Consider the following 24458-nt stretch of genomic DNA (forward strand, 5'->3'; position numbering starts at 1 on the left):
TTGGCGTAATATCAAGAACCAGCCGAGCTAAACTTATCCTTTTCTATTAATTATCAAGAACTATTGAGTTCGGATAGTATGTGTCACTTTTCATGTATGAGAAATGGTGCAGGTGGTCTTGGTATGTATAAATCTATAATAATAAATCAAATTCATTAATTTTTAATTCAAGTATCAAAGATGAGAAAATCAATTCTCTTGCTTGTACTCTTTGCTCTGACGAATATCCCTCTCATGCTTCTGGCACAGGGAGGATATAAAGTCACAGGACAGGTAGTTTCGGCGGATGACAATGAACCGATGATTGGCGTGTCCATTCTGGAGAAAGGTACAACAAATGGTGTGATTACCGATATAGACGGTAAGTACACTCTTGAAATTAAGGGCACGGCGAAGGCTACTTTGCTGTTCTCTTATGTCGGTATGCAATCCCAGCAGCATGAAGTCAACCCGCGCACGGGGACGCTGAATGTACGGCTGGTTTCGGATTCCGAATTAATAGACGAAGTAGTGGTGGTGGCGTACGGAACCCGTAAAAAGGGAACCATTGCCGGAGCCGTGTCCACCGTAAAGGCGGAAAAGATGGAAAATGTACCGGCAGCCGGTTTCGACCAGTCGCTGCAGGGACAGACGCCCGGTCTGACAGTTATCTCCAATTCCGGAGAACCCAGCAAATCAGCGGTCTTCCAAATTCGAGGCACCAACTCTATCAATTCGGGCACGTCTCCGTTGTTTATTCTGGACGGTGTGCCTATTTCGAGTGCTGATTTTAATACAATCAGCCCGGGAGATATCGAATCCATATCTGTGTTGAAGGACGCTTCTTCTACCTCTATTTATGGAGCCCGCGCGGCAAACGGTGTGGTGGTAATCACTTCCAAACGCGGATTGTCGTTGGATAAGGCGAAAGTGTCGTTGCGTGCGCAGTGGGGATTCTCACAATTGGCGTCGGATGACAACTGGATGATGATGAATACGCCCGAACGTATTCAGTTTGAAAAAGAAATTGGTCTGGACTCCGGTCAGGATTACACGCTGCTTTCACGTACCGATATCAATTGGTTGGATGAGGTATTCAACGATCGCGCTCCGTTGCAGAGCTATGAATTGTCGGTTAACCGTGCTACCGACCGCCTCAACTACTACGTTTCCGGAGGTTTCTACGACCAGGACGGTATTGCGCAGAACTCTACTTTCCGTCGTTATAACCTGCGTGCCAATGCAGAAGTGAAAGCCAGCAACTGGTTGAAAATAGGAACCAACACGATGATGGCTTATGAAGAAGTAGCGCAGGCGGAAGAAGGAGAAATGGCGCTTTATACGCCGATCTCCGGTTCACGTTTCATGTTGCCTTACTGGAACCCTTATAATAAGGACGGATCTCTGGCTTCACAGAACGATGGAACTTGGACGGGAACCGGACAGAATCCGATTGAATGGATGAACAACAATCCGGTGAACCACAAGAAATATAAATTGCTCTCTACTGTGTTTGCTGAACTTACTCCGATCAAGAATATGACGGTGCGCGCACAGTTCGGTGCAGACTATGCACACTCTACGGCTTTCATGCAGTCTTTCCCGAGCTACATTATTAATAATAGTTCAGGTAGCGCCGGACGCAGTTCATCGGATATCCTTAACCTGACGGAAACCGTTACGGCAAATTACCGCTGGGCGTTGAACGACGACCATTCTTTCAATTTCCTGCTGGGGCAGGAAGGGGTGGATTATCGTTCTAACGGATTCCAAGTAGTGACGAGAGGGCAGAACAACGACCGCCTGACGAACGTCACTGCCGGTACGCGTGCCTCTTCATGGGTGGATACCACCAGTTCTTACGCTTACTTGTCGTTCTTCTTCCGTGGTGAATACAATTATAAAGATTTGTATTATGCCGAAGGTGCTGTACGTACCGATGCTTCTTCGCGTTTCGGTAAAGACCACCGTTGGGGTGCTTTCTGGTCGCTCGGCTTTATGTGGAACATCAAGAACGAGGCTTTCCTGAAAGACGTGGAATGGCTGACAAGCGCACAAATTAAATTGAGCACCGGTACATCGGGTAACTCGGAGATCAATTTTTACGAGCATCTCGCACTGGTTTCCGGCAACGCCAATTACTTCAACCAGGCAGGTCTTTACCCTGCACAGAGCGGAAACGAAGATTTGGGCTGGGAACAGACGTGGGCAAACAACGTCGGCGTAAGCTTCGGCATTTTCAACCGTGCGAATGTGAACATCGACTTCTATCATAAGAAAACCACCGATATCCTGATGAATGTGCCTACTTCGTATGCCATCACGGGTGAAGGCTGGCGTTGGGAGAACATCGGCGCCATGATGAACCGCGGTGTGGAAGTAGCGGTAGACGGAGATGTGATCCGTACGAAGGACTTCACTTGGAACTTGAGTGCTAACGTGTCTTACAACAAGAACAAGTTGCTCGAACTCTACAACGGCGTGCAGGAATATGTAAACTCCACCACCGGATTGAAGTATGTAGTGGGACATCCCGTACACGAATTTTTCATGAACCGCTATGCAGGTGTGAACCCCGCCAACGGAGATGCCCTGTGGTATACGGCTGACGGCGAACTGACTACTGAATTTCGTGAAGAAGATAAGGTAATGACCGGCAAGACGTTCGACTCTCCGTGGGCAGGCGGTTTCGGAACCACCATCACATGGAAAGGTCTCTCGCTGTCGGCGCAATTCAGTTGGATGGCAGACCGCTATGTGATGAACAACGACCGTTTCTTTGAAGAAAGCAACGGACTGTACAGCTCCTACAATCAGTCGAAACGACTGCTGTATGACCGTTGGAAAAAGCCGGGTGACATCACCGATATCCCCCGTTATAACGTGGTAGCCCAGTTGGACGACCGTTTCCTCGAGAATGCTTCTTTCCTTCGTCTGAAGAATCTGACGCTGGCTTATTCGCTTCCACAGTTGTGGCTGAAGAAGACCAATTTCTTCTCTGCCGCCCGTGTGTATCTGCAAGGGCAGAACTTGCTGACATGGACAGGTTTCACCGGACTCGACCCGGAAGTATCGAGCAATATTTACAGAGCACAATATCCGGCTTCGCGCCAGTTTACTTTGGGTGTTGAAGTTTCATTCTAACTAGTATACTAAAGAAAGATGATTAAGAAATTTAAATTATATATCTTGTTGGCTGCCGTGGCATGTTCCGCCACTTCTTGTCTGGATAAGATGCCGGAGGATGCGATTCCTTTCGATGATGCTATCAAGACGGTGGATGATGTAAATCTGGCAGTGGTAGGCATTTACGACGCTTTCAAGAACAGCGCCCTTTATTCCGGCAACCTTACCTTGCTGCCCGACTTGCAGGCGGACTTTGTGTATGGAATAAACGGAAATACAAATACTTACGGAGACATCTGGCGCTGGAAAGACATTCTGGCTACCAATACAAGCATTGAGGCTGTGTATGCCGGATTGTACACTGTGATCAACCGGTGCAATTTCCTGCTCGACCGTGTGGATGCGGTGAGAAAGAACACTATCGACGACGATGACCTCGACCGGCTCGAGGAGTGCTGTGGCGAAGCTTATTTAGCCCGTGCGCTTGCCTATTCGGAACTGGTGAAATGTTTTTGCAAGGCTTACGAAAGCGATGCTGAAGCAGCTAATGAACTGGGGGTTATCCTGACCCGGCACTATCAGGGAAATGAGGAGATGAAGCGTGCTTCGCTGAAAGACTCTTATCAGTTTATCCTCGACGATCTTGACCGTGCAGCCGAACTCCTGGCGTTGGATAAAGATTATGATCCCGCTACCGACGGCGCTTTGTTCAACAATGCTGTTTATTTCAATGAATACACCGTCTATGCTTTGCGTGCGCGTGTCGCTCTTTATATGAAGAATTGGGAAGACGCTGTCAAATATTCCAGCAAGGTGATAGATAGCGGTTACTACCTTCTGTCCAGTTGTACCCAGAACTATACTTCTACCGCCACTTATTATAAGTATATGTGGACCAACGACAATGCTACGGAGATTATCTTCAAAGTCGGTTTTACCGTCGACTCTTATGGCGGCAGGCTGGGACAGATTTTCTTCAATTACGACTTTAGTTCCATTCGTCCTGATTACGTGCCGGCAGAGTGGGTTATTAATTTGTATGATAACAACGACTTGCGCGTGTCTACTTTCTTCCAGTCCTATCAGACCGGTTACAGTCACGGGCTTTCATGGCCTTTACTGATAAAGTATTTCGGTAATGAGTCGTTTGTAAAAGAGAATATCCTTCACGTCTGCATGCCGAAAGTGCTCCGCTTGTCGGAACAGTATCTGATTCGTGCCGAAGCCTATGTCAATCAGGCGAACCCCGACTATGGACGTGCCGGAAAAGATATTACTACGCTTCGTACGGCTCGCTACACTACTTACGGAGGTTCTACCGCCCTGAGCGCATCCAATGCGATGAAAGTGATCAAAGAAGAGCGTGTGAAGGAACTTTATATGGAAGGTTTCCGTCTTCACGACTTAAAGCGTTGGCACGACGGATTTGAACGCAAGCCCCAGGCACAGTCATTGGAGAACGGCAGTAAACTGAAAGTAGAAGCCGACGATCCTTTGTTTGTATGGCCGATACCGCAACATGAACTGGATGCTCCCGGTTCGCAAGTACAACCGAATGAAAGTAACAAATAAGATTAAAAGCATACGATAATGAAGAAATTATTAATAGGATGTATGGCAGCTCTCGCTGTGCTGACGGCTCTTTCCGGATGCGATCAGGACAAGGTGACATACAGCGGAGCTAATTATCTTATGTTTTCTGACACGCTTTATACTTATGCCGTGCAAGAAACGAATGAGATACTCAACGTTCCCGTGGCTGCTACTGGGGCAGCCAGCTACGACCGCACGTTTGCTGTGGAAGTGATAGATCGGGAGAGCAATGCCGTAGAAGGCAAGCATTATAAATTATTGTCTAACACCGTCACCATCAAAGCGGGCGAAAGAGTTGCCAATTTGCAGGTGCAGGGTATGTATGACAATCTGGAGATTACCGACTCGCTGGGCTTCTCCTTGCGGCTAGTTGTGCCCGAAGAAGACCGTTGGGATATATACGGAACAGGCGCGAAGGTGGTGATGCAGAAGATTCTTCCGTTTGACATCCAGAAGTTTACGGGATGGTGTAAGGTCACTTCTACCTATCTGTCGTCCGATTATTATCCGAAGAAGACGGACATTCGTCTGGTTAAGTCGGATGTAGTAGAAGGCAAAGAGAATACGATTGTCATCCATGGTGTTTACTTTGACGGGCATGATACGGAAATCACTTTTAACCGGAAAGATGTGTTGGAACCGTTGGTTGAAATGGAAGAACATATGTGTGCCACTACGGCAGAAGCTTTCAATACCATCCACGGTGACGGGAAGTTACTTATGAGCCAGCCGGCAGCTTACACTTCTTTCTACAGTACCAACGAGACTTTCATCATGCAGTATGTCACATTGAGTGTGAACAACAAAGATGGTTCGTTTTATGGTATAGTGGGTACGTTTATCAATATCTTCGAATGGATAAGCGATGCGGAAGCGGAAAAATTAAAAGAACAAGGATATTAAAAAATAAGTAATAGAAAATAGATATGAAAAAGTTTAATTTAAAACCACAGGGAGGTTCCTGCACGAAGATGTTCTGCAAGAGTTGGCTCTTTATTGGCTTGCTTGTAACTTTCTGTTTGGCGGCATGCTCGGACGATGATGATAAGGCGGAGACTCCTGTATTTCCGGCAAAACAGAATATCGTCTGCAATGCTGGTGAAACAACCGATTTTACTTTTACGGCGAATACAAACTGGAGTTTGGCTTCTTCTGCCATTTGGTGCAAGTTCAAAAGCGATGCTACGGAAGAATATGTGGTATCCGGAACTGCCGGTACACATACATTAACCGTTATGGCTACAGGCGACGACCAAAAGGTGGAAAAGGCGAGCGTAGCTAAATTGGAATTGACAATGGGCGGACAGGCTATTGTGATTGGTGAAGTTACTCGTTCGGCTGTGGGTACGGAATTGAAGATATTCGACCTTGAGGGGAATGAAATCGATAAAACCACTGGACTTAAGGTAGGATACGACGGCTATGCTCAATTTGCGGTAGAAGCTAACTTCCGTTTTGCTGTTACCAATCTTCCGGGGTGGGTACAATTGGAAGGCGGTTCTCTTGTCGGCACTGTCGGTAAGAAGGTGAAAGGTGGTTTGAAGATCATACAAGACGAAAATCGTGAGAAGTACCCGGTTGAGGCAAATATTAAGGAAAATGTGATTACGTTTGCTGATGAAGAAGGTAAAGCATTCTATGAGTTCCCTGTTTATTATGAGGGAATGGATCCTGCGGACATTGATATAAAACGTCCATCAACCAATAGATATGATTGGGTTGTATCTTTGGATGGAAAGACTTTCAAGCAGAGTGCAGGTGGAGTGGCAGGCACGGGAGGTAGTACTACTACTTTAAAAAATCGTGTGCCATTTACTGTTAAAGCTTTGAATGATGATTATGAGGTGGTATTCGTAGAAAAGGGAGCGATGAATAATGATTTGTATGTTATGGATGCCACTTATAACGAATGGATGCGTTGTGAACGCGAAGGTGGTAAGGTTACGCTCATTGTAAACGAATATGTTCCGGAGTCTTGGGAACCTGCTGAAAGGGTTGGATATGTACTTGTATTCCCACGTGAAGAATATGAAAAAATCAAAGATAATTTGGAAGAGGAAATCATTAACGGGGAAGAAATTGTTCATAAATATGACGAAGCTAATCTTGTTCTTCAGTTTACTCAAAAGGAAATAAAAAACAATGAGGACGGTGAGCAAATCTTTACTGCGCAAGAAGGAACCGGAAGTATGGCTCCTATAGAATGTACAATATATGGAGGAAATGATGCTGCTGCTCTTAAGGATGAATATAAGGTTACAAGTATTTCAGAAATCAAGCAACCTTCTGCAAAGTCAACATTGGTAAGCCTTCCCTTTGAAGTTTATAACGCTGAATGTTATTATTGGGATACTAAAGGAGCGGCAGTAGGTATTGTAGAACCGTCTGGACAAACAATTACTATATCAACTGACGCAGCAAAAGGAAGAGATATACTATTGGTTGTTAACGATGAGCCTGGGGATTACAAAGTAATGCTGATTGTGAGAATCAGTAATGCCGGAAGTGGTGGCGGAGAAACAGCATCTGTATTTACAGTAACGGATAGCATGTTAAATCCTATTGCTTGTACCCCTTATGACGGTAGTATGGGACAGGCTGATTATTTTACAGAGCATTATGGAGTAAGTGATATTTTTGATGTAAAGAATCCTCCTGTAGGAAAGTCAATGAATATAAGTTTAGCCTCTTCAGGCATTGCTGATTTTCAATGTTATGATAGTGATGAAGCGTTAATTAATGCATCTGCTGATATTGAAACAACTTCAGACTGGGTTACTGGCAAACTTTATCTAAATGTATGGATGGGGGCTGGTAGCGTTTTAACTAAAACTGTGTTTCTGATAATTACAGGAGAAGACGGTAGCAAACACATGTTAGTTATCAATATTGCATAATTTGTGCGTGAATAATTATAACGAATAAGAGATTATCAATGAATTTACATAAATTATACTCAATATTCTTCCTGCCCCTCATCGTCAGCTTGCTGACAATAGTGGTAGTAAGCGGTTGCTCCGACGATGATGAGGAAATGTTACAAAGCCAATACGGTTATGTGCAGTTCAAACTCTACAAGGACGCCTCTTTTGGAAAGGAAGGAACCACTCGTGTAGCGGACAAACTGGAAACGTTGTCTACCGCACAGAAGATAAAGGTGGTGATGGTGCACAACGGTACCACCGTTTCACAAACATTGCCTTTGAACTCATACAATGCAGGCAATGCGGAATATGGTGTGCGCAGTGATAAATTGAAGTTAGTAGTTGGTACGTATAAAGTGATCGGTTACGTGCTGTATGACAAACTCGATAAGGAAATCATGGCAGGGCCCGGTGGAGATAACGAAGATTTTACCGTTATAGCCGGAGGACTTCAAGAGAAAGCATTGACAGTAGATGCCGTATCTCGCGGTATGCTGACTTTCAAACTGACGAAACAATGGGCTAAGACACGTGCTACAGACGAATATCTGTTCAGTAGCATTCGCTTTATCGATGTTACTCTGATGAATACCTTCACCCGTGAAACTACGGAGTTGAAAGACATGAAGGTTACTTATAAAGAAGGCTCAAAGGAAAATGTGAATCCTGCTAATCCGGAAGATAAGTACATGGATATAGAAGAAGCAACCTGCGATTCTGCCGTATGGGTTCCTGCCGGTACTTATCAGGTAGTAGCTTATACCACTTATACAAAAAAAGGTATTACTAAACCTCAATTGGAAACGCAAGCTATAAGAAGCGAGCCTATTGTTGTGAAAGACAACGAGCTGACAAGCGAAGCGATCGTACCTATTCAGTTAAAGGAAACCGCAGAGTATATCAAAGACTATAAAGCCTTGAAAGAAATATGGGAAGCTTTGGACGGAGAACACTGGAACTACAATGGCGGTACGGTGGATAACACGGTTCACAGTAAAAACTGGAACTTCAATAAGGAACTGGACATGTGGGGCAACCAGCCGGGCGTCGATCTGGACGAAAAGGGGCGTGTAACCGGACTTTCGCTCACAGGCTTCGGTGCTAAAGGAAGAGTGCCTGATGCTATCGGACAATTGACTGAGCTGAAAACACTTGCTTTTGGTACGCACAGCGAAATGCTGAGTGGCAGACTCTTCGGTGACGAAGAATTGACACCAGACATGGACGACGCAAAGAAGGAGAGGATACGCATGCACTATAAACGGACGTTCCTTGATTACGACCCACGTTCTCATATGTCGGAAATGTTGCAAGAGAGTATCAACCGTGATACGGATATGAAGCCGATAAAGAAAGATAACCGCATCACGCTGAAGGATACACAAATCGGCACACTTACCAACCGTATCACATTTATCTCGAAAGCTCTCATGCGGTTGACGAAATTGCAGAACTTTAATATCGCCAATTCACCTGTTCTCGCCGATGCTATCGCTACCGGATGGGAGGATGAAGACTCGGAATATGCAAAACAGTATGCTGATGAAGATTTGAGCTGGAGCAATCTGAAAGATTTGACAGATATAGAGCTTTATAACTGCCCCAATATGGATAGGGTTCCGGACTTTATTTACGAATTGCCCGAACTGCAGTCGCTGAACCTTGCCTGCAATAGAGGCATCAGTGCTAGACAATTGCAAGATGACTGGAAAAAACTTGCTGATAGTGAGAAGACCGGTCCTAAAATCCAGATACTTTATTTGGGGTATAACAATCTGGAAGAATTCCCACCTTCTGAGTCTTTAAAGAAAATGGTTAAGCTTGGCTTGCTCGATTGCGTGCATAATAATATACATACGGTACATGCTTTCGGTACGAAGGTTAAACTGGCCACCCTGATGCTGGGCAATAATCAAATTACAGAAATTCCGGATGATTTCTGCTCCTTTACCGAGCAGGTGGAAGGACTGAATTTCTCTAATAACAAGCTGAAATATATTCCGAATATTTTTAATGCCAAATCGGTATATGTAATGGCATCAGTGGATTTCTCTTACAATGAGATTGGCTCGGTGGATGGAAAGAACATTAATTGTTCTATGGAGGACTATAAGGGCATTAATGCCAGCACGGTCAGCCTGTCGAATAATCAAATCAGTAAGTTCCCCACAGAACTGTTTGCAACAGGTTCTCCAATTGGAACCATTAACTTGAGCGGCAATGAGATGACCTCTATTCCGGAAAACTCACTGAAGCCGAAGAACGGAAACTATAAGAATACGCATTTGCTTACGGTGATAGATTTGCGCTTCAATAAGTTGACAAGCCTGTCGGATGACTTCCGTGCAACGACTTTGCCTTATTTGTCAAATATGGACATCAGCTACAACTGTTTCTCCAAGTTCCCGACACAGCCGCTGAACAGTAGTCAGTTGAAAGCGTTCGGTATCCGCCACCAGCGCGATAAGGACGGCAACCGTACTTTGCGTGAATGGCCTACGGGTATCACTACTTGTCCGAGTTTGCTGCAATTGCAGATTGGTTCGAACGATATTCGTAAAGTGAACGAAACACTTACTTCACGGCTCTATATATTAGAGATTGCAGACAATCCGAATATTTCTCTGGATGTAACCAGTGTATGTCCTTATATCGAGGCAGGCATGTATGTATTGCTTTATGATAAGACACAGGATATTCGTGGTTGTGATGCTTTGGATATTGAACGATAATATAAAAGATTCTATTAATGAAATATATTAGTAAAATAACATTAGGACTGATTCTTTGCACGGCATTCGTAACCTCGTGTAAGGATGATGACGAACCGGGAATCGAGGGCCTTTCGGTGGATAAGACCGAAATTACGATGAGCGCCGCAGGTGGAACCGAAAAGATTGCCGTTTCGTCCAGCGATCAATGGGTGACGAGCACCAAAGAACCTTGGTTAGCCATCTCTCCTGCCAACGGTATCGGTTCGGCAGTATGTGAGGTAACTATCGACTCCACACTGCAAAATCTTGCGCGTACGACAGAGATACTTTTTGCCATGAACGGCAGAACGCCTCAAAAGGTAACGGTTACACAGTTCGGTTTCAGCAAGCAAATCCTGATAAAAGAGCCGGAAGTAAAAATTGCCAGTTCGGATCGTTATAACGACCGTGTTTTCAAAAGCACTATCTCTACGAATGTCGAATTTAAAATCGCCGGAGTAGATTATTCTTTTGCTGAAAAAGAAACTATGACGGAAGAGCAAAAAGCGGATGCGGAGAGCGACCGTACAGATTGGTTGACATTGCCGAAAGAGAAAGATCTGGATGTGGATTTAGACCGTGGAGCGCGTCCGCGTACTATAAAGTTAAATTTCCGTTGGGGAATGAATGTAGTTCCTTATACCCGTGTGGCTAAGGTTCGTCTGGTTCCGAAAAAGGACGAGGACGTGGATGGCTTGGTCGATGAAAACGGTAATAAGATAGATGCAGTCGTGCTGACCGTGAGACAGGAGGCTGCCATGAAGATTGAAGATAACCGTTCGGGTGACTCGTTGGCGGTAATTACTATCAATAACAAACTTCAGTCTATGATGCAGATTGATGCCAGCGAAAATATGATGAACTGGGCGAATGTGACGCTTTGGGAAGCTACGGATAAGGAAATGGAGAATATGCCGGAAGAAGCGGTAGGCCGTGTACGTTCTGTAAGTTTCACGATGATTAACCTGCAAGATGGTGAATCATTTCCGAAGGAAATCCGTCATCTGAAATATCTGGAATCATTCACTGTTCAGAGTAATGAAAATAATCAGATACGTACAATCTCTATGGGAGAAGAAATAGGTGAATTGCAATATCTGAAGAATCTGACGGTGGCCGCTATTGGCATCAATGCTCTTCCCGACAATTTTGTTAAGTTAGGCAATACGCTGGAAACATTGGATTTGAGAAGTAACAACTTCCCGTCATTGTCTGTGATTACAGATGTGGTGAATAAAGATAAGTTCACTAAGTTGAAGGCTCTGTCGTTGATCGGATGTCGCGCTACGGATGTATTACGTGATTTAAGTCTTATTAGCGGAGGCAAATATAACGGTAGAGATGTCGGTTTACATGTAAATATCTCTAAAGACAAGACGCAAAAAGATGCTTTCTTGAAACTGTTGACATGGGATAAGCTTATTTCAGTGGAACTGTCGTATAACTTCTTTGAGGGGGAACTTCCTACCGACGAAGAGGTAAGGATGGCATTGGAAGCAGCAGGTCAACCACTTACTTATCAGGAAAGTGACTTCTTTAGCAAAGAAGACCTGGATGCCACTTCATCCATCTATGAGTATAAAATATCTAAAGATACTTGTCAATGGTTACTGTCGGATGACAACAAGGTTATTTATCAGGAGCAGGAGGCTGTGACTGGACAGGATATTCCACGTGTATTACCATTTGCCCGTACATTGCATTTCAACCAGAACTTCATGACGGGTAAAATACCGAATTGGCTGTTGTTCCATCCGTACTTTGCATACTGGCATCCGGAAGTAATGGTGTTCAACCAGCAGGAAGGGGGTAAGAATTCTTCTGGAGATGCAGTTGGATTCAGCAATGTAGAACTCGTGAACTACGATTATTCTTACTATTACGGCAGTGGAGACAATGGATCAAGCCAAAAGGTTAACGGCGTAGCTTATCCGTTGTATTATAAAGTATTTGTATTATCGGATACAGTAGAATAAATATCATTAACAAGAATAATTAAATAAGGAACAATGAAGAAAAAAATCTTATATACAGCATTGTTTGCCCTGACGCTGACTGCCTGCTCGGAACAAGAACTGATTGAACAACCGTCCACCCCGACAGGGGGGACGGAAGTCCAACTTCCGGCGGATGTCACTTCCGGTGAATTGCTGATAAAGTTCGACCCGGCAATGACGGAGATTCTTGACCGGACTCTTGCCGTTGCTACCAGGAGTGGGGGAGCTATGACCCGTTCCGGGATCCCTTCTACCGACGAGGTATTGGCTATTCTGGGGGCTTATCATTTTGAACGTATATTTCCGGTAGATCCCAGAAATGAAGAACGGACCCGCACCGCAGGATTGCATCTGTGGTATCGGGTGAAGTTTGATGAAAATACGGATGTGAAAGAAGCAGCCCGTCGGCTCAGTCAGTTGGGCGAAGTTTCCAAAGTACAGGCAAACAGCCGCATTCAACGTGCTTACAAAAAACAATCCTATCGCACTTATATCAGCGAAAACGCTTTAAAACAAAAGGCTACTACGCGTACAGGGGGAACAGAAAGCAGATTCGATGATCCCGGTCTGTCGTATCAATGGCATTACATCAACAGCGGAGACAATGAGTTTGATAATAAGAATGAACTGCATAATGGTTCGATAGCGGGATGTGATGTCGGTTGCGAGGAAGCATGGAAAAAATGTACAGGCGATCCGTCTATTATTGTTGCTGTGCTGGACGAAGGCGTCATGAATACTCATCCTGATTTAAAAGACAATATCTGGATAAACGAAGGTGAAGAATTGTATGCCGGTAAAGATAACGACAAGAACGGTTATGAGGATGATAAGTACGGTTACAATTTCGTAAGTAATTCGCCTGTTATTACATGGCAGGATATTAACGATTCGGGACACGGCACACACGTTGCCGGTACGATTGCTGCTATGAACGGCAATGGTAAAGGGGTCTGCGGTATTGCCGGTGGCGATGGTACACCTAATTCGGGCGTTAAGATTATGTCATGTCAGGTGTTTTCAGGTGAGTATGGTGTGAGTCTGGACGGTGAGGCGCGGGCTATCAAGTATGCGGCAGACAATGGCGCCGTTATCCTGCAATGTAGCTGGGGTTACAACTCTGCTTTGGCAAATCTGGTAGACGGATATACTCCGGGGCCGGGTTCTGAAGAAGAATGGTCGGGACTTTATCCGCTGGAAAAAGAAGCGTTGGACTACTTTATCAATAACGCCGGTTCTCCTAATGGAGTAATCGACGGTGGTCTGGCCATTTTCGCTTCCGGCAACGAATATGCGGCTATGCCTGCATTCCCTGCTGCTTATTCTAAATGTATATCAGTAAGCGCGGTAGCTGCCGACTTTACTCCGGCTTCTTATACCGACTATGGTAAGGAAGTGACGATCTCGGCTCCGGGCGGTGATACGGAATATTATAATCCGGTGGGAGAGAATGACCCTGAAATATGGGAAGAAATAGACGGTGCTCATTCCGGTTCTATTCTCTCCACATTGATAAAGGACGGCCAACCTGCCTATGGATATATGGACGGTACGTCTATGGCTTGCCCGCATGTATCGGGAGTAGCCGCATTAGGATTATCGCATGCAGTTAAGTTGCGTCGTCACTTTAAGGCAAGCGAGTTTGTGGAACTGCTGAAAGAATCAGTGAAGCCGCTGGATAACTATTATAATGCGGGACAGGTGAAACGGTTCTATCGTAACCACCTTACTCACGGTGCTTCCGCTACGAAAGTAGAATTGTCGAGATACGTCGGCAAGATGGGGTCGGGACTGGCAGACGCCGCAATGTTGCTGAACAAGATCGACGGCAGCGGTTCGGATATGGTAGTGCCTAACGTGTATGTGTCAGAAGCGGCAACATCGACGGTGAATCTTGCTTATTACTTCGTGAATGGTGAGAAGCTGACTTATGCCTGCACATCTGCTGATACAGCTATCGCTACGGTAAAGGTAACAGGTACGCTGATGGAGGTATCCGGCGTAAAAACCGGAGCGACCCGTATCACGGTGAAAGTAAGCAACGGGACAGAGCAAACAATCACCGTCACAGTTCGTAAGAAAGCCAATGACAACGGTTGGATGTAATTTTGATATTCAATGAAACCCATTATTTGGATACGGTTATTTATATGTTGTGCGGTTGTCGGACTGTTCCGGGTGGCAGAAGCCCGGAATGTCCGTTCCGTTCTGCAGGAGGAAGAAATTCTGTGTTTCGACCGGACGGTGCTGGATGTCGGTACATTAACCGAAGACGATGCTCCGCAGACGTACCGTTTCATTTGCACGAACGTAAGCGGCAAAACCGTGAAGTTCACTCGTGTACGGACAACTTGCGGCTGCACGGCGGCTGAAGTCCGTATGGGAGAGATTCTTCCGGGCGAAACAAGAGTGATAGCATTGACTTACACTCCGAAGAATCATCCGGGAACAATCGACACGAATGCTTTCATCTATCTGGCTTCTTCGGACAGTCTGCCGGCGGCACGCCTCACCTTGAGAGGAAATGTGCTTCCCGGAGCGGATGAATGGGCGCGCTATCCGTATGCAATGGGAAAGTTGAGGCTGAAACAAAACCGGATGGAATTTCGCGAAGTGGTTGCCGGAAAGTGTCCTTCGGAACGGATTCTGTGTGGTAACAGCAGCGACAAACCGCTGCGCTTGTCGGCTTCCCGGCTTCCGGCATTCGCTGCTTTCCGTACGGAACCGGAAGTTATCACTCCGGGCAGTGAAGCCGATATAGTGGTAACGATAGATGCCTTGCTGATTCCTGCGGATAAAGACAGTTCATTTACCTTTCCGCTTGTGCTGGAAGGTGTGGACGGGCAACCGTCGGAACGGACATTGAATATTAAAGTAAACCGTATTAAATAACGATAAAATAAAAAGAAGACATGAAGAATATTTTCAAACTAATGGCTTTATTCGCCTTCGTGCTTTGTTTCTCATCTTGTGATGATGATGAAGATACAGCTCTTCCTACATTGCCGGTCACTGCTGCCAATCTGAACGGAGTATGGCAACTTGCCGAATGGAACGGGCAGCCTTTGGCGGAAGATACCTATTGCTACATAAAGTTTAACCGCAAGGAACTCACATTTGAGATGTACCAGAAGTTCGACAGTATGTATGCACGCTACATTACCGGTTCTTTTAAGATTAAAAACGATCCTTATTTGGGATATGTGCTTAGCGGAGACTATGATTTCGGCAACGGAGAATGGAACCACGATTACATCGTAACAGATTTGGTGGAATCCGGCTCTATGGTCTGGACTGCAAAAGACGACGATAGCGACGTGAGCAAATATGTTCGTTGCGACAAAGTGCCGGATGAAATTATAGCGGAAGTAAAAGTGGACGAATAAAATTGATTTTTAGCTTCTTTGAAAAAAGGAGTATATAAAACTTTTCGACATATAAATAACCCTCACAAAACTACTTTTGTGAGGGTTATTTATATGATAAAAAGGTTACAGATCACTTATTGTCATGCAAATGGATAGCAAGTAAGAGGAAAATAGGTTTCCAATAATAATATTCTTAAAAGCCCTGTCAAAAATATGAGAATTTATTTGATATTTCCAAATTCCTTTCTATCTTTGCATTGGATTTATAATTGTAATGAATACAAGTTTGGAAAAAGAGGAGAAGAATTATGAAACCGTATGACCGATTAATAGAACATAATATAAAGCCTTCAATGCAGCGCATCGCTATCATGGAGTTTTTGATGGAGCATCCGATTCATCCTTCGGCTGATGATATATATACGGCATTATCTCCTTCAATGCCTACGCTTTCAAAGACAACGGTTTATAATACATTGAAATTATTCTCGGAGCAGGGAGCGGCTTTGATGCTTACTATTGATGAAAAGAATACGAATTTTGATGCGGACACCTCAATGCATTCTCATTTTCTGTGCAGGCGTTGCGGACATATTTATGATTTGAAATGTCCGGAGACAATAAAGAAAGTGGAGCAGCAGGAAATGGAAGGCCATCAAGTTACTGAGGTTCATTATTATTATAAAGGTATTTGCAAGAATTGCTTAAGTAAAGATATAGAAACACGTATTGACTAATTAATTTAAAATTGAGAAGAAAATGAAAAAATTTAGATGTACTGTTTGCGGTTACGTTTATGAAGGTGACGCAGCTCCTGAGAAATGTCCTTTATGTAAAGCTCCTGCCAGCAAATTCGTAGAAGTTGTTGAGGTAGAAGGTGGTGCATTGTCTTTTGCTGACGAGCACGTTATCGGTGTGGCAAAAGGTTGTGACGAAGAAATGATCAAGGACCTGAACAACCACTTCATGGGTGAATGTACTGAAGTTGGTATGTATCTTGCTATGAGTCGTCAGGCTGACCGTGAAGGTTATCCTGAAGTAGCTGAGGCTTTCAAGCGTTACGCTTGGGAAGAAGCCGAACACGCTGCTAAATTTGCAGAATTGTTGGGCGACTGCGTATGGGATACTAAAACGAACCTGCAGAAACGTAAAGACGCTGAACAAGGTGCATGCGAAGATAAAAAACGTATCGCAACCCGTGCTAAAGCTTTGAACTTGGATGCTATTCACGACACTGTACACGAAATGTGTAAAGACGAAGCTCGTCACGGTAAAGGTTTTGAAGGTTTGTACAACCGTTATTTCGGTGATAAATAATCAAGCCTCATAATAACTCTTAAAAGGTCTGTGTTCTCATACGAATGCAGACCTTTTTTGTTTATATTTGCTCGTCAACTTTTAAATGCCGCAATTATGAGAAAAGTACAACTGTTGTTAGTTTGTTTGATGTTTTCTGTAGTCGCTTTGGCTGCTGAAAAAGTAATTAAGTTGCCGAAACCCAACTTGAACCGTACAGGTTCGGTAATGAAAGCCTTGTCCGAACGGCATTCTACTCGGGAATTTGCTGCAAAGGCTTTGAGCTTGTCGGATCTTTCGGATTTATTATGGGCTGCTAATGGAGTTAACCGCAAAGACTCGGGTAAACGCACAGCTCCTTCTGCTTTGAATAAACAGGATGTGGATGTGTATGTTGTTTTACCGGAAGGAAGTTATTTGTATGATGCCCAAAATCATCAGTTGACTTTGGTTGCTGAAGGAGATTATCGCAGCGCAGTTGCAGGTGGGCAGGCTTTTGTGAAATCGGCGCCTGTCTCTTTGGTTCTGGTCAGTGATGTTTCTCGTTTCGGAGATGCAAAGAATACCCGTAACCAGTTGATGGGAGCTATGGATGCAGGAATCGTTTCACAGAACATTTCTGTCTTTTGTTCTTCCGCTAAATTGGCTACAGTGCCGCGTGCATCGATGGATGGCAATCAGTTGAAGAAAGTGCTAAAGCTAAAAGACAGTCAGATTCCCATGATGAATCATCCGGTAGGATATTTTAAATAAGAAATGCGGGGATATAAAAAAGTGACGATATCTTTATGGGATACCGTCACTTTTGATTTTACTTTAATAGAAATTCATCAATTGCTTTTTTGTAGGTTGCTTTATCGGCAGCTCCACGGAAAAGCTGTGGATCTCCTTTCATGGGGATGAATACGAACAAAGGGATACTTGTTGCATTGAACAGGGCTGCCAGTTCTTTCTGCTTGTCTACATTCACTTTATAGATAATTATCTTCCCTGCATATTCCTTTGCCAACTCTTTCATGATAGGAGCTGTCTGCCGACATGGTCCGCACCAGTCGGCATAGAGGTCAATAATGGCGGGCTTGTCGCCTTTGTATTTCCACTCCTTTGATTTCTCATAATCGAAGACGTCTTTCAGAAACATTTCCTTGTTCATTACGACGACTTCACCGTTACCTGTTACTTCCTTTTTACCTTGATTGGTTTCAGCTTTGGCATTGAAAGCGTATATAATCACGCTTACCATGACGAAAGCTACCATTGCTAATACTTTCTTCATTCGTTATTTTATCTTTTATGTATAATGTTTCTCAATTACCCCTTGCAGTTCGCTACTGTGGATTACACCTGAATGTCTCCAGACAGCTTCTCCATCTTTGAACAGTATAAAGGTCGGTACTGCTTGTATACGGTATTTTGTAGCCAGCTCTTCATGTTGGTCAACGTCTATCTTTACAATACGCGCTTTATCACCTACGTTCTGTTTCACTTCTTCCAAAACAGGTTTCATCGCTTTACAGGGTCCACACCATTCCGCAAAAAAATCTACTAAAACCGGCATCGGCAACTTTATTAAATCTTCAAACTTTTCCATAAATCTTTCCTTTCTTAAAATTAACTGTCAGTCATTGAAGACTGCAAATATAAATTCTGTTTTATATATAACGGAAAATTTCTGTTTTTGTTCAATTTTGCCGGAAGATATACTTCGAACCGTTTTTATTCCTCAATAGTCAATTCATCAATGATGTGGGAAGCTCCCGCATATTTATCTATAATAAAGAGTGTATAACGAATGTCGACACAGGCTGCGCGCTGTGATGACGGGCGGAAAGCAATGTCGCCCGTCAATCCTTCAAAGTTACGGTCGAAAGCTGTTCCTACCAGCTGACCTTTGCCGTTGAAGACTGGGCTGCCGGAGTTTCCTCCCGTATTGTCGGTGTTTACAATAAAGCAAACGGGCATTTCACCATTCTTACCGTAACGCCCATAATCCTTGGCTGTGTATAACTCCTTCAATTTCTGAGGAACTACAAATTCCCAATTGCCTTGATCTTCTTTTTCCATCACTCCTTTGAGGGTTGTGTGAGCGTCATAAACAGCTCCGTCGAACGGTTCGTAAGAAAGTACCTGACCATAGGTTAGCCGTAAAGTTGAATTTGCGTCCGGATAAATAGGAATTCCCTTATCTTTTCTCATATCCATCATACCTTTTACCCATACTTTGTGGGCTGCATCGTAATTCTGATTCGCTTCCTTCATGGCGATAGCGGTTTTCAGTATACCGTCGGTAATGGAGTATTTGAATAATATCATCCAGTCATATCCTATCTTATATAGGCTTGGCTTTTTGATGAACTTCTCAAAGTTTTTGGGATTACCGAAGATGGAATGTTCGAAACATTCGTCGATAAATGCATCTATACTTCCTTTGAAGCGTGAATTGATGATTTCAAAGATATTGATCCGTTGTTCTGCCGGAATATAATTAGCATAGGTTTTCAACATTTCTTTTCCCACCATCCGTTCTACTTCGGGGAAAGGAACAGATGCGAAGTATTTTTCACCTTCCTTTTTCAGTTTTTGAGTCGCTTCTTTTATATGCCCCTTGTCTTTCGATTTCAAGGCAGCTACCAATTCCATAGTGGAAGGAATACGCATGAAGTCAAGAGCTGTCACTAATGCTTCATTCAAGGCTTGTTGATGGTAGAGCGCATCACGACGATGAGCTACAATGGAACGGATTTCATCGAATGCTTTTTGGTAAGAGTCATCTCCTTTTTCACGACCGCGTGCCAGGAGTTCTTCTTGTTGTGCACGCTTGGTATCTAAAACCTTGAGCCGTACCAAACCTTCGTTCATACCAATTGCATTTTTCCAATAGTTGGCAGATGACGCATATTTGCTGGCATAATGAATACGTACGGCAGGATCTTTAAGCATTTGCTCCATAAGTACCTTTTGACGTGCTCCACGTACATGTTGGCGCATGAAATTGGTTGTTTGCATCCGTTCCTCCACTTCATCGGAAATCATGTATCGCCAGTTACGTCCCGGAAATCCCATGACAAAGGTAAAATCACCTTCTTGTACACCGGCCAGACTGATGCTGAGATGCTTCTTCACTTTTAACGGTACATTGTCTTTCGAATAGGCTGCCGGTTTTCCGTTCCTGTCCGCATAAATGCGGAACAGCGAAAAGTCACCCGTATGGCGCGGCCACATCCAGTTGTCGGTATCTGCTCCGAACTTTCCAATGGAAGAAGGAGGGGCACCGACCATACGGATATCACTATACACGGTTTTTATGAACATATAATATTTGTTCCCGCCGTAAAAGGCTTTGAGCTCCAGTTTGGTAGCGGGAGTAACTTCTATGTTCTCGGCTTTGGCAAACCGTTCCGCTACTTTACTAAGATAGCCGGGGGACAGGTAATTGATTCCGTCAGGATCCGGATCTTTTTTCAACTGCTCGTTGACGTAATCCGTCACATCAAGAATCCGATCGATATAAGTAACGGTCAGTCCCGGAGTAGGGAGCTCCGCATCGCGGTTCATCGCCCAAAAGCCTTCTGTCAGATAGTCGTGCTCCACGTTGCTGTGTTGCTGGATGGCTCCGTAACCACAGTGGTGGTTAGTCAGTACCAATCCTTCGGAAGAGATAACCTCTCCCGTGCATCCTCCTCCGAAGTGTACGACTGCATCTTTCAAAGAAAGACCGTTGGAATTGTAAACCTCTTCAATAGGAATCTCAAGTCCAAGCTCGCGCATGGCAACTTCATTCTGTGTTTTCAAGTCGGTCAGCATCCACATACCTTCGTCGGCGTAGATACTGAGCGTTGCCAATGAAAAGACTGCAAATAGGATTTGTTTTTTCATTTATTCTACAATTGTCATTTCGTTTATCAGATGTCCGCAGTTTCCTAATTTCTCCAAGATGAACAGGACATAGCGGATATCCAGATTGATGCAACGTTGCAGGTTGTTGTCAAAGTTGATATCACCACTCAGCGATTCCCAGTTTCCATCGAATGCACAACCGATCAGTTCTCCGTTCTCATTCAGAACCGGACTGCCTGAATTACCTCCGGTGATGTCATTGGTTGAAAGGAAGCAAACCGGCATATCACCGTTCGGCAAAGCATAACGGCCGTAGTCCTTTTTCTCTATCAGCTCTTTCAACTTGGCAGGTACGACAAACTCACGATCTTCCGGATTTTCCTTTTCCAGAATACCCTTGGTAGTAGTGTAGTAGTTATAGTGTACACCGTCTTTCGGGTCGTAAGGTTTCACGTTACCGTAAGTCAGGCGGATTGTAAAGTTCGCATCCGGATAAGAAGGAACAGGTAATTTCATTTCACCCAAACCGCGGATGTAGGTTTTGTGTAATAAGGCCAATTCCTTGTCCATATCCTTCAACTGTCCTATGAGTTGTTCGAGTAAATCATATTTGGACTGGCAATATTGCAAAGCCAGGTCGTTATCAATAGCTTTTACGGTCGGTTTCTTGATAAACTTCTCGAAGTTTGCACGATTGGCAAAAATGGAATTGTCATACATATCATCGATAAATTTATTATAGTCGCCTTTATATTTCTGTTCGATAAGTTTGTAGATAGACGGACGTTGCTCTGCCGGAATCATTTCCGCATAAAGAGGGAACAATGCTTTGGCCACCTTACGGTCTACTTCGTGGTCATAGTCTTTGTTATGAATCTCATCATATGTCTCTTTCAGAGCTTCGATACGTACTTTAATCAAAGAATCGTTCTTTTCTACCAATGCTTCCCGAGTTTTGGACAGCAGGGTATTTCCGAACTCGATACCTCCGAAGAACGTTTCTCTTAAACAAGTGAACTGATAGTTGAGAGGGGCTGTCTTGGCTACCAAGTCATCTATCTTCTTCACTACCTCCGCATAATCGGTATTGTTCTGCTTTCTGGCAAATTCAGCGAATTTGGCTTCCTGTGCCGCTTTTGTGCCCAGTACATCATTATCGATAATTGCCTTGTTCATTCCGATGGAATTTTTCCAATAGTTGCTGGAACCTGCATATTTGTTGGCATATTGGATACGGATCTTGTCACTGGCGTTCATTACTTCTTTCAAAACAGCCAGACGGGCTCCACGAATGCGGATGCGCGGCTCGTTTTCCGATTCCATGCGTTCTTTTACTTCCGATACAGTCAGATAACGGCTTGTACTTCCGGGAAATCCCATAATCATGGCATAGTCTCCTTCTTTCAAGCCCTTGATAGAAATAGGCAAATGTTTTTTTGTTTTCAAAGGAGTATTGCTTGCACTGTATTCTGCCGGTTCTCCGTTGGCATCCGCATAAATACGGAACATAGAGAAGTCACCGGTATGACGGGGCCACATCCAGTTATCTGTTTCTCCGCCAAACTTACCGATAGAAGAAGGAGGAGCTGCCACCATACGCACATCCGGGTATACTTTCTTATAGAACATATAGAATTTATTTCCGGCATAGAATGGGAGTGCTTGCGGTACGATTCCTTTCTTATCTTTCAGATCACTTTTTGCATACAGCTCTTCTGCCAGTTTCTGGAGAAATGCACCGCTGAATGATTCAGTCTCTGTGATTTCTTTAGCTGCAATCTTAGCATTGACAATATCAGTGATATCTTCGATACGTTCGATAAATGTAAATTTCAATCCCGGAGTAGGAAGTTCCATCTCTCTGGAAGTAGCCCAGAAACCATCCGTCAGATAATCGTGTTCAACGCTGCTATGTTGTTGGATGGAAGCATATCCGCAATGGTGATTGGTCAGGATCAATCCTTCCGGTGAGATAATCTCTCCGGTACAGCCTCCTCCGAAGATACCGACAGCGTCTTTTAGGGAAACTCCATGTGGGTTATATAAATCTTGCGCTTCCAGTTTCAAGCCTTGTTTTTTCATCATGTCTATGGAATGCTGCTGTTGCATTAGCTGCAATAGCCACATACCTTCATCCGCTTTAGCGGAACATACGATTAGCGCAGTCAGCGCCAATAAATAAAGTTTTAGTCTATTCATTCTTTAATGCTGATAATTAAAATATTTATGATTCTATTTTGTCTTTTCCACTCTCAACTCTCCACTTTCCACTCTCCACTTCTCAAAGCTTCCATGATATTGGCAGGTGGACGTTGGTTCATTAATTCATTCTTCATGAAATCCATATAAGGCGCTACGTGCTTAAAGAATTGGTAATATCCTTTGCACAGATAATTCAAGCCGGGTTCGCCTTCCGATGTACGGCTGAAGCGATTCTTCGGACATTCTCCGTTGCAGGCAAACAGGAATTCGCATTCCTTGCACTGTGTGGGGAGAGATTGGTATTTCATGTTGCCGAAGTGATGTTGGCGTTCACTGTGCATCATTTCCACCAATGTCTGATTATAGATGTTTCCCAGTTTATATTCGGGGAAAACGAAGTGGTCGCATGAATATACATCACCGTTGAATTCCATAACACCGGCGTGTCCACAAGTTTTTGCCATCGTACATATTCCCGGCTGTTCACCCATCCAGTTTGCCAGCGTAGAGTCGAATATTTGTATGTAGTAGTTGCCTACGTCTTCTTTCACCCATTCGTCAAAAAGAGTACACAGGAAATTGCCCCATTGCTCCGGAGTGACGGAGAAATCGGCCAATTTTCCTTCCTTGTCTTCGGCAAGAGAGGCGAGATGCCGTCCGTCTTGATGCGGAAGAATACGTTCGACGATAGGGGCAAACTGTATATAATGACAATCTATCTCTTTGAAAAAGTGATAGAAGTCCAGCGGATAGTCAGCGTTAAAGTCATTGACAACGGCCATTGCATTCCATTCTACATTGTGTTTTTTCAGCAGATTGATACCCTGCATCACTTTCACGAAGGAAGGTTTGCCCATTTTGTTTTTACGGTATTCGTCATGAAACTCCTGTGGGCCGTCGATGGAAACTCCTACCAGCCAATTGTTGTCGTGAAAGAACTGGCACCATTCGTCGGTGAGCATTGTTCCGTTCGTCTGAATACAGTTGTCGATGGTACGTCCGCGAGCATATTTCTTTTGCAACTCCATAGCCTTCTTATAGAAAGAAAGCGGACGCATCAGCGTTTCACCCCCGTGCCAGGTGAAGAGCACCTGCGGCATGGTTTGTGAGTTAATATACTCGTCGATGAATTTTTCCAATAGTTCATCGCTCATTACGTGTTTCGGGTTTTCTTTGTATAGATTCGCCTTTTCCAAATAGTAGCAATAGTCGCAGGCTAGGTTGCATACGGCACCCACCGGCTTTACCATCACATAAAGCGGTTTGGCAAAAGGGGCATAAGTTGATGTTTTCATAACCGCAAAATTAGGTAAACTAAATGAAAAAAAAAGCCTTCTCCGTATGTTTATAAGGATTATTAAAGAAAAGAGACTTACAAGATTT

17 protein-coding genes are annotated in these 24458 nt (G+C 44.1%); 12 read left to right on the forward strand and 5 right to left on the reverse strand.

Annotation, left to right across the window (positions count from 1 at the left end; translation table 11 throughout):
* The first annotated feature begins 180 nt into the window (after positions 1-180).
* From GD630_RS04125 to GD630_RS04180, 12 genes are all read left to right on the forward strand, one after another.
* Positions 181-3123, forward strand: a complete 2943-nt coding sequence (locus GD630_RS04125) for a SusC/RagA family TonB-linked outer membrane protein (RefSeq protein WP_143864725.1) — start codon at positions 181-183, stop codon at positions 3121-3123.
* Between the two features lie 18 nt (positions 3124-3141).
* Entirely contained in the window at positions 3142-4677 is a 1536-nt protein-coding gene (locus tag GD630_RS04130; protein ID WP_143864724.1) for a RagB/SusD family nutrient uptake outer membrane protein, read from the forward strand.
* 18 nt (positions 4678-4695) lie between these two features.
* The gene (locus GD630_RS04135) at positions 4696-5601 is read left to right on the forward strand and encodes a DUF4984 domain-containing protein (RefSeq protein WP_143864723.1); all 906 of its coding nucleotides are present in this window, start codon (positions 4696-4698) and stop codon (positions 5599-5601) included.
* Between the two features lie 23 nt (positions 5602-5624).
* Positions 5625-7595 carry a DUF5003 domain-containing protein gene (locus tag GD630_RS04140; RefSeq protein WP_182505703.1) on the forward strand — a complete coding sequence of 657 codons (1971 nt, stop codon included), beginning with the start codon at positions 5625-5627 and terminating at the stop codon, positions 7593-7595.
* Between the two features lie 38 nt (positions 7596-7633).
* Positions 7634-10354, forward strand: coding sequence for a DUF4458 domain-containing protein (locus GD630_RS04145; RefSeq protein WP_143864721.1), 2721 nt, complete (start codon positions 7634-7636; stop codon positions 10352-10354).
* A gap of 17 nt (positions 10355-10371) precedes the next feature.
* Entirely contained in the window at positions 10372-12351 is a 1980-nt protein-coding gene (locus tag GD630_RS04150) for a BACON domain-containing protein (protein WP_143864720.1), read from the forward strand.
* 33 nt (positions 12352-12384) lie between these two features.
* Positions 12385-14478: a subtilase family N-terminal domain-containing protein gene (locus GD630_RS04155; protein WP_143864719.1), complete on the forward strand. Its 2094-nt coding sequence runs from the start codon at positions 12385-12387 to the stop codon at positions 14476-14478.
* A gap of 12 nt (positions 14479-14490) precedes the next feature.
* A complete protein-coding gene (locus GD630_RS04160; RefSeq protein WP_143864718.1) occupies positions 14491-15264 on the forward strand; it encodes a DUF1573 domain-containing protein in 774 nt (257 codons plus the stop codon).
* Positions 15265-15284: 20 nt separating this feature from the next.
* A complete protein-coding gene (locus GD630_RS04165) occupies positions 15285-15758 on the forward strand; it encodes a lipocalin-like domain-containing protein (RefSeq protein ID WP_143864717.1) in 474 nt (157 codons plus the stop codon).
* Between the two features lie 290 nt (positions 15759-16048).
* Positions 16049-16477 (forward strand): Fur family transcriptional regulator, encoded by a 429-nt coding sequence (locus tag GD630_RS04170; protein WP_143864716.1) that lies wholly within the window; start codon positions 16049-16051, stop codon positions 16475-16477.
* Positions 16478-16499: 22 nt separating this feature from the next.
* A complete protein-coding gene (locus GD630_RS04175; protein ID WP_007759170.1) occupies positions 16500-17057 on the forward strand; it encodes an NADH peroxidase in 558 nt (185 codons plus the stop codon).
* A gap of 96 nt (positions 17058-17153) precedes the next feature.
* Positions 17154-17789, forward strand: coding sequence for a SagB/ThcOx family dehydrogenase (locus GD630_RS04180; protein WP_143864715.1), 636 nt, complete (start codon positions 17154-17156; stop codon positions 17787-17789).
* 58 nt (positions 17790-17847) lie between these two features.
* Here GD630_RS04180 and GD630_RS04185 read toward each other — a convergent pair whose 3' ends face one another.
* The 5 genes from GD630_RS04185 to GD630_RS04205 form a co-directional block, all read right to left on the reverse strand.
* A complete protein-coding gene (locus GD630_RS04185) occupies positions 17848-18312 on the reverse strand; it encodes a thioredoxin domain-containing protein (protein WP_143864714.1) in 465 nt (154 codons plus the stop codon).
* A gap of 15 nt (positions 18313-18327) precedes the next feature.
* The gene (trxA, locus tag GD630_RS04190; protein ID WP_007754485.1) at positions 18328-18627 is read right to left on the reverse strand and encodes a thioredoxin; all 300 of its coding nucleotides are present in this window, start codon (positions 18625-18627) and stop codon (positions 18328-18330) included.
* Between the two features lie 125 nt (positions 18628-18752).
* The gene (locus tag GD630_RS04195; RefSeq protein WP_143864713.1) at positions 18753-20912 is read right to left on the reverse strand and encodes a S46 family peptidase; all 2160 of its coding nucleotides are present in this window, start codon (positions 20910-20912) and stop codon (positions 18753-18755) included.
* Positions 20913-23072, reverse strand: a complete 2160-nt coding sequence (locus GD630_RS04200) for a S46 family peptidase (protein WP_182505704.1) — start codon at positions 23070-23072, stop codon at positions 20913-20915.
* Between the two features lie 53 nt (positions 23073-23125).
* A complete protein-coding gene (locus GD630_RS04205) occupies positions 23126-24370 on the reverse strand; it encodes an anaerobic sulfatase-maturation protein (protein ID WP_143864712.1) in 1245 nt (414 codons plus the stop codon).
* Positions 24371-24458 lie beyond the last annotated feature (88 nt).

The sequence above is a fragment of the Bacteroides zhangwenhongii genome (assembly GCF_009193325.2).
Lineage (GTDB): Bacteria > Bacteroidota > Bacteroidia > Bacteroidales > Bacteroidaceae > Bacteroides > Bacteroides zhangwenhongii.

Coding starts and splice junctions, on each gene's coding strand:
- GD630_RS04195 (WP_143864713.1), bottom strand. CDS start 20,912: ATGAAAAAACAAATCCTATTTGCAGTCTTTTCATTGGCAACGCTCAGT.
- GD630_RS04140 (WP_182505703.1), top strand. CDS start 5,625: ATGAAAAAGTTTAATTTAAAACCACAGGGAGGTTCCTGCACGAAGATG.
- GD630_RS04125 (WP_143864725.1), top strand. CDS start 181: ATGAGAAAATCAATTCTCTTGCTTGTACTCTTTGCTCTGACGAATATC.
- GD630_RS04180 (WP_143864715.1), top strand. CDS start 17,154: ATGAGAAAAGTACAACTGTTGTTAGTTTGTTTGATGTTTTCTGTAGTC.
- GD630_RS04200 (WP_182505704.1), bottom strand. CDS start 23,072: ATGAATAGACTAAAACTTTATTTATTGGCGCTGACTGCGCTAATCGTA.
- GD630_RS04155 (WP_143864719.1), top strand. CDS start 12,385: ATGAAGAAAAAAATCTTATATACAGCATTGTTTGCCCTGACGCTGACT.
- GD630_RS04130 (WP_143864724.1), top strand. CDS start 3,142: ATGATTAAGAAATTTAAATTATATATCTTGTTGGCTGCCGTGGCATGT.
- GD630_RS04205 (WP_143864712.1), bottom strand. CDS start 24,370: ATGAAAACATCAACTTATGCCCCTTTTGCCAAACCGCTTTATGTGATG.
- GD630_RS04150 (WP_143864720.1), top strand. CDS start 10,372: ATGAAATATATTAGTAAAATAACATTAGGACTGATTCTTTGCACGGCA.
- GD630_RS04135 (WP_143864723.1), top strand. CDS start 4,696: ATGAAGAAATTATTAATAGGATGTATGGCAGCTCTCGCTGTGCTGACG.
- GD630_RS04185 (WP_143864714.1), bottom strand. CDS start 18,312: ATGAAGAAAGTATTAGCAATGGTAGCTTTCGTCATGGTAAGCGTGATT.
- GD630_RS04175 (WP_007759170.1), top strand. CDS start 16,500: ATGAAAAAATTTAGATGTACTGTTTGCGGTTACGTTTATGAAGGTGAC.
- GD630_RS04145 (WP_143864721.1), top strand. CDS start 7,634: ATGAATTTACATAAATTATACTCAATATTCTTCCTGCCCCTCATCGTC.
- GD630_RS04165 (WP_143864717.1), top strand. CDS start 15,285: ATGAAGAATATTTTCAAACTAATGGCTTTATTCGCCTTCGTGCTTTGT.
- GD630_RS04170 (WP_143864716.1), top strand. CDS start 16,049: ATGAAACCGTATGACCGATTAATAGAACATAATATAAAGCCTTCAATG.
- GD630_RS04160 (WP_143864718.1), top strand. CDS start 14,491: ATGAAACCCATTATTTGGATACGGTTATTTATATGTTGTGCGGTTGTC.
- trxA (WP_007754485.1), bottom strand. CDS start 18,627: ATGGAAAAGTTTGAAGATTTAATAAAGTTGCCGATGCCGGTTTTAGTA.